The organism is Bradyrhizobium sp. DOA1, from assembly GCF_001593325.1.
Lineage (GTDB): Bacteria > Pseudomonadota > Alphaproteobacteria > Rhizobiales > Xanthobacteraceae > Bradyrhizobium.
The window spans coordinates 4,356,173-4,367,433 of the sequence record NZ_JXJM01000001.1 but is presented as its reverse complement, the minus strand read 5'-3'; the positions used below and the strand labels follow the sequence as shown (position 1 = coordinate 4,367,433).

The window sequence follows — 11,261 nt, the reverse complement described above, 5'->3', positions numbered from 1 at the left end:
GGGGCTCCCAAGCGTATCGTTATTCGCAGGCGAAATTGCCACGGCGGACCGTCCCTGCAAACGGTTGTTTTTGGTTAACCGGTATCCGGAAGCCGCTCAATGCCTTGCGTCGAGACGCTGGCGAGCCCGTCACGCACACGAATGCCTGCTATCACGCGCTCGGCCGCGATTTCGGCCAGCGGTACCAGCACGAAGGCGCGTTCGAACAGGCGCGGATGCGGCAGCGTCAGATCGGGCTTCTGCAAGGACACATCGTCATAGGCGATCATGTCGAGATCGAGGGTGCGCGGACCCCAGCGTCGCGCCTTCTCCCGCGTGCGGCCGAACTTCTGCTCGACCTTCTGAAGCACGAACAGCAGCGCGTGCGGATCGAGGTCGGTCTCGATTTCGATGCAGGCATTGATGAAGGGCGCCTGGTCCTCGTCGCCCCAGGGCGGCGTCGTGTAGTCCGACGAGCGCGCGATCAGCGCGGCTTGCGCCCTGCCGCAGATATGCGCGATCGCTTTTCTGAATGTCGCGCGGACATCGCCGACATTGCCGCCGAGAGCGATCAGGACGCTCGCCATCAGGGATGCCGCGAGCGTGTCAGCATGATGCCGACATCGTCGAAGATCGCGGCGATCGGCGCATGCGGTTTGTGCACGGTGATCTTCACGGCACGGATGCGCGGGAAGTGCGACAGGATGGCGTCGGCGACCGCGCCGGCGGCGCGCTCCAGCAGCTTGTAATTGGTGTTCTTGAATGCTGCCGTCGTGGTCGCCACCACCTCGGCGTAGGACACAGTGTCGGCGAGCCGGTCGCTGCGCGACGGCTCGGACAGGTCGGTATAGAGTTCGAGGTCGATGACGAAACGCTGGCCGACCTCGGTTTCGTGATCCATCACGCCGTGGCGGGCATGGATCGACAGGCCGGTCACGAAGATCGTATCAGTCATTGCTTGCTCTCGATTGCATGCGCGACCCGCAGGGCCTGCAAGGTCTCGGCGACGTCATGGGTCCGGATGATCCTGGCGCCGCGCTGCGCGGCGATCAGATGCGCCGCGAGCGAGCCGGCGAGCCGCTCTTTCGGCTCCGACGGCGACACCGAGGCGATGAAGCGCTTGCGCGAGGCGCCGACCAGGATCGGCAGGCCGAACATGTCGAGCTCGCGCAGCCGCGCCAGCGCGATCATGCTCTGCTCCGCCGTCTTGCCGAAGCCGATGCCGGGATCGAGCACGATCTTCTCGCGCGCGATGCCGGCCTTGGCGGCGATATCCAGCGAGCGCAGGAAGAAAGTCTTCATGTCAGTGACGATGTCGATGCTGGGATCGGCAGTGTCGCGGTTGTGCATGACGATGACCGGAACACCTCGTGCCGCCACCAGCGGCGCCATGGCGGCGTCGCGTTGCAGGCCCCAGACGTCGTTGACGACAGCCACGCCCTGGTCGAGCGCGAACGCTGCCACTTCCGCCTTCATGCTGTCGATCGAGACGGGCACGCTGAGGGCCACGACGCCTGCCAGCACCGGCTTCAGCCGGGCGAGTTCGTCAGCCGCTGTGACCGGCTGGGCGCCCGTGTAGGGGCGGGTGGACTCGGCGCCGATATCGATGATGTCGACGCCATCAGCGACCATCGCCCGGGCCCGCGCGAGCGCCCGCTCGGGCGCGATGAACCGGCCTCCGTCGGAGAAAGAGTCCGGAGTGACATTGAGGACGCCCATCACCGCCGGAACAGGCCGTTCCAACAGCGTCCGCAGCACGTCAGCCCCGGCCGAGCCGGCCGGTGGGACGGATGGGGAGGGCGAGGCATTCATGCGCGTGGCTTTGCGCGGTCGGGGAGGGGGAGTCAAGGAGGGATTGGCGGCAACACGCGCTGCTCTATCGCCGTCACCCTGAGGCGCTCGCCTCTTCGGCGAGCCTCGAAGGGCGACGGCCCGGCCCTCTCCATGCGGATGCAGCGTGGCCGTGCATCCTTCGAGGCTTCCCATGGGACGCTTTGCGTCCCATGCCTCGCACCTCAGGATGACGGAGCTCGTATCAATACGTGATCTTCGGCTGAAGCTTCTTCGCCTTGGCGATGATGTCGCTGACCGACTTCTCGGAAGGCAGGATGCGGAGGAGCTTCTTCTTCTCGTTGGCGTCCCGCATGCTCTGGGCGAGCCTTGCCGGATTCCGATAGGCGAGCTCGCGCACGGTGGTGACGCCGGCAGCGCGAACGAGGTTGACCTTGGCCCGGCCCATGCCGGGGATGCGCATGTAGTCGGAGACGTTGGCCCATTCCAGGAGCTGCTGCTCGCTGATGCCGGTCTTGGCGGACAGCGCCTTGCGGCCCTTCACGGTCGAAGCCGCCTCGAGCAACGCGTCGGTGGTGCGGATTCCCTGCGCCTTCAATTTGTTGGCGGCAAAGGTCGACAGGCCCTCAATCTCGGAGATCGGATATGTCATGATACTCGATATGAAATGCGTGGCTTCAGGCGAATTGGCTGAGGCCCGGCGTCCCCGCAATGATCTTGCCCATCTGATCCGCTCCGATTTTGTCTCGGCCGAAGCGGAAAAGTTCACGGGCGATGTTTTGAATCTCCGACATGCCGAGCCCAAGGCCCATCAGGCGCGTGCCGACGGCCATCAGGCCGCCGCCCATCAGCCGCGACAGTCCGCCGCCGCTCCTGGACGCCTCGATCGCGGCTTCCGCACCTGGGATATGGTCGATCAGAGCCTGCACGCTGTCGGGAGGACCCTCGCTGCGGAGGAAGCCCAGGATAATGCCGACAGTCTTTTCCGCGACAGCACTATCTATGCTGGCGTTCGCCGCCAGCCTTCCGATCAGCTCGTCCATATGGCCTGCCCCTCAGCCGGTTCACATGCCGGAATATTGTTTTCGAAAATGATCTTGAGCCGGTGCGATGTGAAATACAAGCGATGAACGCATGGGTGGTCGCGATTCATCCTCGAACGCCTAGAAAGTGTTGCAGCGGCGCAAGAGCAGAGATGGAAACGGCGATAAATTGCCGCGTTGCGAGCACGTCGTTCCGACTTTCGGCTGAAGTTTCCGACAATGTCGCACGCGGCAGACACGTTGAATGGTTTTAATCGGCGCGCGACATGCGTTAAACTACGGAACTGGTGCGTTCGAGTCTCGATACGCGAAATACCACAGAGAGATCAGAGAGAACAATGACCGCACAGGACAGCAAGCTCGGTGACACCGACGACAAGATCTTCGTCGGCAAGGGAGACGAGCAGGCCTGGCTGACGCTGGCGCTCGCCAATCGCCATGGCCTCGTCACGGGTGCAACCGGAACCGGCAAGACGGTGACGCTGCAGGTGATGGCGGAAGGATTTGCACGCGCGGGCGTTCCGGTCTTCGCAGCCGACATCAAGGGCGACCTCTCCGGCATCTCCGAGGTCGGCGAGCCCAAGGATTTCATCGTCAAGCGCGCCACCGAGATGGGCCTGAATTTCCAGCCGGACCAGTTCTCGACGGTGTTCTGGGACGTGTTCGGCGAGCAGGGCCACCCGGTGCGGGCGACCGTCACCGAGATGGGGCCGCTTCTGCTCGCGCGCATGCTCGATCTGAACGAGGTGCAGGAAGGCGTGCTCAACGTCGCCTTCCGTGTCGCCGACGACAACGGTCTCACCTTGATCGACATGAAGGACCTGCGCGCGCTGCTCGATGCCATCGTGCCCAACACTGCGAAGAAGGGAGCGGACGCGGAGGAAGATCAGTTCGCCGCCATCCGCAAGGCCGCCCAGGGCTTCGGCAACGTCACCAAGGCGACCGTCGGCACCATCCAGCGCCAGCTTCTGGTGCTGGAAAACCAGGGCGGTACCAGCTTCTTCGGCGAACCGGCGCTGACGTTGCAGGATTTCATGAAGACCGACCGCGACGGCCGCGGCATGGTCAACATCCTCGTCGCCGACAAGCTGCTTCAGAGCCCGCGGCTTTACGCGACATTCCTGTTGTGGATGCTGTCGGAGCTGTTCGAGGAATTACCCGAGGCGGGCGACCTGCCCAAGCCCAAGCTCGTGTTCTTCTTCGACGAGGCGCACCTGTTGTTCAACGACGCGCCCAAGGCGCTGATGGACAAGATCGAGCAAGTGGTCCGCCTGATCCGCTCCAAGGGCGTCGGCGTCTACTTCGTGACGCAGAACCCGATCGACGTGCCCGATCGCGTGCTCGGGCAGTTGGGCAACCGCGTACAGCATGCGCTGCGCGCCTTCACGCCGCGCGACCAGAAGGCCGTGGCTGCCGCGGCCCAGACTTTCCGGCCCAATCCGAAGCTCGACACCACCAAGGTGATCACGGAGCTCGGCAAGGGCGAGGCGCTGGTCTCTTTCCTCGAAGGCAACGGCACGCCGTCGATGGTCGAGCGCGTGATGATCCGGCCGCCATCGGCACGGATCGGATCGATCACGCCGGAGGAGCGCAAGGCGATCATGGCCGCGAGCCCGGTCAAGGGCAAATACGACACCGCCGTCGATTCCGAGTCCGCCTACGAGATGCTTCAGAAGCGCATCGCCGGCACGGCGGTGACGGCCGACGGTCCGGCGGATGGAAACGGTGGCGGCATTCTCGGCCAGATCGGCTCGGTCGTCGGCACGATCTTCGGCACCAATGTCAAGCGGGGACGTCTGTCGACCGGCCAGGTCATTGCGCGCGACGTGACGCGATCGGTGACCAACCAGGTGATCGGGGGGATGGCCGCCAATATCGGCAAGTCGCTCGGCGGCCAGCTCGGCGGCTCGATCGGCCGCACCCTGGTGCGCGGCGCGCTCGGCGGGTTGCTGCGGCGATAGGCAATCCAGCCGGCCATGACGCGGGAGGGGGAGCGCCCACAAATTCCGGTGAGGGGCTCTCCAAGCGCCCCTCCGTCTGCTACGTGCTAGTCCGTCGCCGACTGGACCGCACCCGTGACCTCCACCGCCCCGTTTGCCAAGCCCGATGCGCCGAGACGCCTGTCGCTGCGCGCGCCGCTGGACCTGCTCTTCCTGTTCTGCTGCGTCCTCCTCACCGCCGACGTGCTCGTCCCCGAGATCTTCGGCCACGGCAAGACCAAGGATTACGGGCTGTGGTACTGGGCCGGGCAACAGGTCTTGCAGGGGCAGCCGCTTTATCCGGGCAGCGCCGAGGCGCATTTCGACTTCATCTATCCGCCGCTGTCCGCGATCCTGCTGGCGATCCCGAGCTGGTTCGGCAAGATCCCGCTCTATGTCGTCCTGTCGATCCTGAATGCCGTGGCGTGGTGGTACACCGGGACGTTCTCCCAGGTCCTGGCCGGATCGGACCACAAGCCCGGTCCCTGGCTGGAGGCGCTGCCTGCCTTCGTCACCGTGACCTTCGTGTTCGACATGTTCGACCTCGGCCAGCCGAACCTCGTTCTGCTGGCGATGATGCTCTTCGGCTTCTGGAGCTTGCGGCAGCAGCGGCCGTGGCTCGCTGGCTTCATGTTCGCGCTCGCCACGGCCATCAAGGTGTTTCCGATCGCGGTGCTGCCTTATCTGGTCTGGCGGCGGAAATGGGCGGCCGCCCTCGCGACGGTCGCCTTCACCGGCATCCTGCTCTACGTCGTGCCGGCGCCGATCCGCGGCTTCGAGCGCAACGCGGCCGAGCTTGCGACCTGGTACCAGGCCATGGTCGGCTCGAGCTCGGAAAAAGGCTTCGGCCAGCGTGACGAGCAGAATTGGTCGTGGGTCAACCAGTCTCTCATTGCCGTCACGCATCGCCTGGTCCGGCCGATCAATTACAATCAGGAAGATCCCAACAAGCCGCCGCGTACGATGAACGTCATCGATGTCGACTACAGGACGGCGAACTGGATCGTGCTGGCTCTGTCGGCGATGATCGGGCTCGGCTTCGTCGCGATTATGCCGCGGCAATCGCGACGAACGGCGCGTTCCGATGCCGAGGAACTCGGCATCCTGTTCTGCCTGATGACGATCGCCTCGCCTCTGGCGCGGCAATACTATTTCATTTGGCTGTTCTTTCCGATCGCGGTGCTGACGCACCGGGCAGCCTTCGACGCGCGGGCGCATGTGCGGCTGGGAACCTGGCTCGCTTTGGCCGCGGCCGGCATCCTCATGCTGTTGTCGCTGCCGTGGTTTCCCAATGTCATCCAGGCCTGGGGCAATAACCTCATGGCCACTGCCATCCTCGCAGCCAGCCTCGCATGGCACATCCGGCATCCGCCGGTTGCGGCTAGCTCCGAGCCGGCGGCGGCGCTAAAAGCGCAGACGTCTTGAGACCTCACAATCGGGAATTCGACCATGGCCAATGCGCAGCTTCAATCCGTGCTCGACCACATCGACAAGGATTTCGACAATAGCCTCGAGCGCCTGTTCTCGTTGCTGCGGATCAAGTCGATCTCGGCCGATCCGGCCTTCGCCGCCGATTGCAAGGCGGCGGCCGAGCATCTCGCCAGGGACATTGCAAGCCTCGGTGTCGCCGCCGAGGTGAGGCCGACCGCCGGCCACCCCGCCGTGGTCGGCAAGACCGCTGCAGGCGGACGGCCGCATGTGCTGTTCTACGGCCATTACGACGTGCAGCCGGTCGATCCGCTCGATCTCTGGCACCGTCCGCCGTTCGAGCCTGTCGTCACGGATCATGCCGATGGCCGCAAGATCATCGTCGCGCGCGGCGCCGAGGACGACAAGGGCCAGGTCATGACCTTCGTCGAGGCCTGCCGCGCCTGGAAGAAGGTGACGGGCTCGCTGCCGATCGACGTCACCTTCCTGATCGAAGGCGAGGAGGAGGTCGGCTCGAAGAATTTCGTGCCGTTCATCGAGGCCAACAAGGACGAGTTCAAGGCGGACTACGTGCTGGTCTGCGACACCGGCATGTGGGATCGCGACACGCCGGCGATCACCACCTCGCTGCGCGGCCTGCTCTATGAGGAGCTGAAGATCACCGCCGCCAATCGCGATCTGCATTCCGGCGTGTTCGGCGGCACGGCGATGAATCCGATCCGCCTGCTGACGAAGATTCTGGGCGGCCTGTTCGACGACGACAACCGGATCACCATTCCCGGCTTCTATGACGGCGTGAAGGATACGCCGCCCGACGTCCTGGAGCAGTGGAAGAAGCTCGCCTTCACGCCCGAGACGTTCCTCAAGCCGGTCGGGCTGTCGCTCCCGGCTGGCGAGAAGGGCAGGCTGCTGGTCGAGCAGGCCTCGACGCGTCCGACCTGCGACGTCAACGGCATCTGGGGCGGCTATATCGGCGAAGGCTCCAAGACCGTGATCCCGTCGCATGCCTCGGCGAAGGTCTCCTTCCGCCTCGTGCAGGGCCAGGATCCCCAAAAGATCCGCAAGGCCTTCCGCGACTATGTGTCCGCGCGCATTCCGGCAGATTGCAAGGTCGAGTTCGGCGACCACTCGGCCGGGTCCGCGATCGCGCTCGACTGGAACATGAAGCCGCTTGCCGCCGCCAGCAAGGCGCTGACGGAGGAATGGGGCAAGGAGACCGTGCTGATGGGCTCGGGCGCTTCGATCCCGATCGTCTCCGATTTCAAGCGCACGCTCGGCCTCGACTCGCTGCTGGTCGGTTTTGGACTGGACGACGACAACATCCACTCGCCGAACGAGAAATACGACCTACGCAGCTTCCAGAAGGGCATTCGCTCCTGGGCGAGAATCCTCGCCGCGTTGGCGGAGGTGAAGTAGGCACGGTGCCGTAGCGTGGGCAAAGCGCAGCGTGCCCACCATTTCCCGCGCAAGCCGCAAGATGGTGGGCACGGCGCTGAGCGCCTTCGCCCACCCTACGAGACCTTGGGCTTACGAAGATTCCATCCCCGTCATTGCGCGCGCAGCGAAGCAATCAGAATCCATCCGCGGAACCAGCTGGATTGCTTCGTCGCAAGAGCTCCTCGCAATGACGGATGAGCCCGCGCAACAAAAACGCCGCCCGGGATTGGGCGGCGTTTCATTCCAAAAGGCGTAGAGGTTCGTTGGGCGTTACCCTACACCAAATCCCGAAAATCTCAAGTCCTGTAGCCCGGTAGCTCGCGGTCGAGCTTGCGCAGCAGCGGCGGCCACACCAGCGTGGTGGCGCGCAGCTCGGCGCGGTCGCGATTGGCGAGCAGCTCGGTGTTCTTCTCGATCGCGATCTCCTCGACCGGATAGACCGGCGTGCCCAGCGCGCGCGTGCGCACCTGCATCGAGCAGGCGCGCTCCAGGTGATACATGCGCTCGAAGGCGGAGGCGACTGAGCGGCCGACGGTCAGGGTGCCGTGGTTGCGCAGGAGCATGTGGTTATGGTCGCCGAGGTCCTTCTGGAGCCGCGGCCGTTCGTCGTGGTCCAGCGCGATGCCCTCATAGTCGTGATAGGCGAGATCGTGGGTGACGAGCTGGGCGGTCTGGTTGAGCGGGAGCAGCCCTTCCGCGCTGCTTGATACCGCGGTGCCGTCGAGGGTGTGGAGATGCAGCACGCAGATCGCGTCCTCGCGCACCTCGTGGATCGCCGAATGGATGGTGAAGCCGGCCGGGTTGATGCTGTATTCGCTCTCAGTGAGCTGGTTGCCGTGCAAATCGACCTTGACGAGGCTGGAGGCCGTGATCTCGTCGAACATCAGCCCATAGGGATTGATGAGGAAGTGATGGTCGGGGCCGGGGACACGTGCGGAGATATGGGTGTCGACCAAATCGTCCCAGCCGTACAGCGCGACGAGGCGATAGCAGGCGGCGAGATTGACCCGTTGCTGCCACTCCGCCTCCGTCATGTTCGACGGCACTTCCTTCAGGCGAGCTTCCGCTGGCGACATGGCTGATCTCTCCGAACATCGTTGTTGCGGGGAGGGAGCCTAGTCCCGGTCTGGTGCGGCGGCAAGGCGGGCAAAGCGCGCGGCAGTTCGGCGTAGCTCGCATGGAGCAACGCGCAATGCGGGGCGCCTCAGCAGCGGTCGCGGATTGCGCTTCGCTCCATCCAGGCTACGGGAGAAGGATATTACGGCGCCGGGATCGACAGCAGGCTGGAAATGCCGCGGCCGCGGATGTCGTAGACGCGGGCGAACACCACGTCGTCGCGCTTGATCTCGACCATCACGGGCGCGGTGAGGCCCTTGCAGTAGAACTCGCCGAGCGTCATCGCGAAATCGGCCGCGTTGGAATCCCAGCCGATGGTGAAGTCGGGGCCGAGCGCGACCTGCGCCGGGCGCTGCGGACCGCACACCGCGACCTTCCATTTGCGGTTCGCAGGCGGCACCTCCTGGCGCTCGACGAGCTGCTCGCGCAATTCGTCGGAGGCCTGCTTCAGCGCCAGGCCCCAATAGTCCAGCATGAAGCGGTCGTCGGCGCCGCGCACGGTGCCAGCGATGTGGTTGAAGTGGGTGTACTGATAGGGGTGCAGCCGGATCATCTCGGCCAGCGAGAGCGCGAGGCCGAAGCAGAAGGTCGCGAGCACGACCGGCTGCCAGGTGCGGTGATTGGCGCGCAGGCGCTCCATGGTCCAGGCAAAGGCGACGCCGCCGAGCACCGCCATCGGCGGGATCACGAAGACGAAATGGCGGATGCCGTTGTACAGCGCCGGCCGCTTCACCATCGCGATTGCGAGCGGCAGGGTCGCGGCAAGCGTCAGCATCAGCAGGATGGTCTTGCGGCGCGCGGGAACCTCGCGGCGCGGCAGCAGTGCGAAGGTGCCGACAATGGCGCCGGCCATCAGCACCAGCATCACCTCGGGCAGCTGGAGCGCGAACAGCGTCGGCAGATAGGACCAGGGCATATCAGGCACGGACACGATCGCGCCGTCGAACATCTCCTTCCAGGGCTTCTCGAAGAAATGCGAGAAGTAGGTCAGCGCCTCGAAGGGATTGCCGGGCTCCATGATCGACCACGGCCAGATCAGCCCCATCACGAGATAGCCGACCACGAGGCCGGGCAGCAGCACGTAGACGACATGGGCGAAGCGGCGGACCGACTCGCGCGCGCCCTCGTTGCGCAGCTCCTCCAGGAACAGCGGGATGAAGCCGACCATGGCGTAGACCAGCGCGAGCCCGCCGAGAACGCGGCAGCCGAGCGACAGGCCTGCGCCCAAGCCGACGATCAGGATCGTGCGCGGCGAGGGCTGCGGATATTCCTCGGCGAGCCGGACGAGGCCGAGCATCAGGACGATCATCGCCACCGCGAAGGGCGCATCCTTCGGGTTCATGAACATGTGGCCGTAGAAGATCGGGCACAGCGCGAGCAGCAGGAGCGAGGCAAGACCGGCAAGGGGGCCGCCAACGCGGCGGCCGAGCCGCCACGTCACCGCGAGCCCGATCACGCCGACGATCGCGCCGACCAGTCGTCGCGTCTCGAACAGCTCGAGCGGAATGACCTTGTGCAGGAGCGCGGCGACCATGTCGAAGCCGCCGCCATACATGTAGAGGTTCGCAAAGGAGAGCGCCGCGGTGTCCTTGAAGCCGGAACCGAACATACGCAGCAACAGATCGGCATATTCGGCGTGGGTGTAATCATCCCAGCCGAGGCCATAGTCGCGGAAGGTCAGGCCTGCGATGACCGCGACCGCGGCGAGCACCACCATGGCGAGATCGTCGCAAGTCCGCTCGACCGAGCGCCGCAGAGGCGTGTCGATCGCCGAAGTCGTGATGGATGTCATGGCTATTGGCGCCCCGGAATCCCCTCTTGGCCCGACTGGTGCGCGCGGGCCTGCTCCCCGGATTCCCTATAGCGCAGTTCCATTACCAAGTAATTGGGCATTATGGCTAAATTCCTGATGCAACGCAGCAAATTCAGAAACTTGGAGAGTTGTAGCTGTAGTGAGCTGTAGCTGAAGGGAATGTGAATAAGTCCCTGATTTCCTTCTCTTTAGGAACAGCGCCCCCAATTGGTCGTTGGCGTGGAACACCGTATGACGGTATCGTGGCGTGACGAGTGTCGCGTGTGGGTGCGCGGCCGGGGGTGAGTTCGATGACCTTGGCATTGTTGATCGCGGGGATTTTCGCCGTTTTGGCGGGCCTCCTTGCGATCCTGTTTGGCTACACCGTCAGGGAATTCAGTCTCGGCAGCACCCTCATAATCTCTGGAACCCTCGGCGTCTGCACCGGACTGTTACTGGTCGGCCTGCATGTCCTGTTGCTCGAGCTGAAGGGCATCGCGCGCCGGCTGGCTGCCGGTTCGCCGTCTGAGGTTCGTGTCAGGCCTGTGCTGCCGGGTCTTGCGATGCCCGGTGCGCCCGAGCCGGCGCCTGCCAAGATCGAACCGGCGCCGCCGCCTCCTGCAGCAGGTCCGCCGCCGTGGCAGAGCGAAGCCGCGGCGCGCGAGCGTCCGCGCGTCGAGACTCCGGAAGCACCAA

10 protein-coding genes and 1 pseudogene are annotated in these 11,261 nt (G+C 64.7%); 4 read left to right on the top strand and 7 right to left on the bottom strand.

Annotated features, from left to right (window positions below):
- Window positions 1-74 precede the first annotated feature (74 nt).
- From folK to SE91_RS20555, 5 genes are all read right to left on the bottom strand, one after another.
- Window positions 75-566, bottom strand: coding sequence for a 2-amino-4-hydroxy-6-hydroxymethyldihydropteridine diphosphokinase (gene folK, locus SE91_RS20575; protein WP_061848880.1), 492 nt, complete (start codon window positions 564-566; stop codon window positions 75-77).
- Window positions 566-934 carry a dihydroneopterin aldolase gene (folB, locus tag SE91_RS20570; protein WP_008553485.1) on the bottom strand — a complete coding sequence of 123 codons (369 nt, stop codon included), beginning with the start codon at window positions 932-934 and terminating at the stop codon, window positions 566-568. Before folB ends, folK begins: the two co-directional genes overlap by 1 nt.
- Window positions 931-1,791 carry a dihydropteroate synthase gene (folP, locus tag SE91_RS20565; protein ID WP_061848879.1) on the bottom strand — a complete coding sequence of 287 codons (861 nt, stop codon included), beginning with the start codon at window positions 1,789-1,791 and terminating at the stop codon, window positions 931-933. Before folP ends, folB begins: the two co-directional genes overlap by 4 nt.
- A 223-nt stretch (window positions 1,792-2,014) precedes the next feature.
- Window positions 2,015-2,422, bottom strand: coding sequence for a DUF4332 domain-containing protein (locus SE91_RS20560; protein ID WP_008553500.1), 408 nt, complete (start codon window positions 2,420-2,422; stop codon window positions 2,015-2,017).
- A gap of 25 nt (window positions 2,423-2,447) precedes the next feature.
- Entirely contained in the window at window positions 2,448-2,813 is a 366-nt protein-coding gene (locus SE91_RS20555) for a hypothetical protein (protein WP_008553501.1), read from the bottom strand.
- Between the two features lie 338 nt (window positions 2,814-3,151).
- Between SE91_RS20555 and SE91_RS20550 the strand changes: the two genes are divergently transcribed.
- The 3 genes from SE91_RS20550 to SE91_RS20540 all read left to right on the top strand — a co-directional run bounded on the left by SE91_RS20550 (window position 3,152) and on the right by SE91_RS20540 (window position 7,636).
- Window positions 3,152-4,774: a helicase HerA-like domain-containing protein gene (locus SE91_RS20550; protein ID WP_060735551.1), complete on the top strand. Its 1,623-nt coding sequence runs from the start codon at window positions 3,152-3,154 to the stop codon at window positions 4,772-4,774.
- 114 nt (window positions 4,775-4,888) lie between these two features.
- Complete coding sequence (locus SE91_RS20545) at window positions 4,889-6,217, top strand: glycosyltransferase family 87 protein (RefSeq protein ID WP_060735552.1); 1,329 nt, start codon at window positions 4,889-4,891, stop codon at window positions 6,215-6,217.
- 24 nt (window positions 6,218-6,241) lie between these two features.
- Window positions 6,242-7,636, top strand: a complete 1,395-nt coding sequence (locus SE91_RS20540) for a M20/M25/M40 family metallo-hydrolase (protein ID WP_061848878.1) — start codon at window positions 6,242-6,244, stop codon at window positions 7,634-7,636.
- Between the two features lie 317 nt (window positions 7,637-7,953).
- Here the strand turns inward: SE91_RS20540 and SE91_RS20530 are convergent, their stop codons facing one another.
- Both SE91_RS20530 and SE91_RS20525 read right to left on the bottom strand, forming a co-directional pair.
- Window positions 7,954-8,733 carry a class II aldolase/adducin family protein gene (locus SE91_RS20530; RefSeq protein ID WP_061848876.1) on the bottom strand — a complete coding sequence of 260 codons (780 nt, stop codon included), beginning with the start codon at window positions 8,731-8,733 and terminating at the stop codon, window positions 7,954-7,956.
- A 182-nt stretch (window positions 8,734-8,915) separates the two neighbouring features.
- The gene (locus tag SE91_RS20525; protein WP_061848875.1) at window positions 8,916-10,565 is read right to left on the bottom strand and encodes a glycosyltransferase family 39 protein; all 1,650 of its coding nucleotides are present in this window, start codon (window positions 10,563-10,565) and stop codon (window positions 8,916-8,918) included.
- Window positions 10,566-10,876: 311 nt separating this feature from the next.
- On the opposite strand from SE91_RS20525, the pseudogene SE91_RS20520 reads away from it, so the two are divergent.
- Window positions 10,877-11,261: pseudogene (locus SE91_RS20520) on the top strand (DUF308 domain-containing protein); the annotation flags it as partial.

What these genes read in the sequence shown, in the direction of transcription:
- folK (WP_061848880.1), bottom strand. Translation starts at nt 566, where the DNA reads ATGGCGAGCGTCCTGATCGCTCTCGGCGGCAATGTCGGCGATGTCCGC.
- folB (WP_008553485.1), bottom strand. Translation starts at nt 934, where the DNA reads ATGACTGATACGATCTTCGTGACCGGCCTGTCGATCCATGCCCGCCAC.
- folP (WP_061848879.1), bottom strand. Translation starts at nt 1,791, where the DNA reads ATGAATGCCTCGCCCTCCCCATCCGTCCCACCGGCCGGCTCGGCCGGG.
- SE91_RS20560 (WP_008553500.1), bottom strand. Translation starts at nt 2,422, where the DNA reads ATGACATATCCGATCTCCGAGATTGAGGGCCTGTCGACCTTTGCCGCC.
- SE91_RS20555 (WP_008553501.1), bottom strand. Translation starts at nt 2,813, where the DNA reads ATGGACGAGCTGATCGGAAGGCTGGCGGCGAACGCCAGCATAGATAGT.
- SE91_RS20550 (WP_060735551.1), top strand. Translation starts at nt 3,152, where the DNA reads ATGACCGCACAGGACAGCAAGCTCGGTGACACCGACGACAAGATCTTC.
- SE91_RS20540 (WP_061848878.1), top strand. Translation starts at nt 6,242, where the DNA reads ATGGCCAATGCGCAGCTTCAATCCGTGCTCGACCACATCGACAAGGAT.
- SE91_RS20530 (WP_061848876.1), bottom strand. Translation starts at nt 8,733, where the DNA reads ATGTCGCCAGCGGAAGCTCGCCTGAAGGAAGTGCCGTCGAACATGACG.
- SE91_RS20525 (WP_061848875.1), bottom strand. Translation starts at nt 10,565, where the DNA reads ATGACATCCATCACGACTTCGGCGATCGACACGCCTCTGCGGCGCTCG.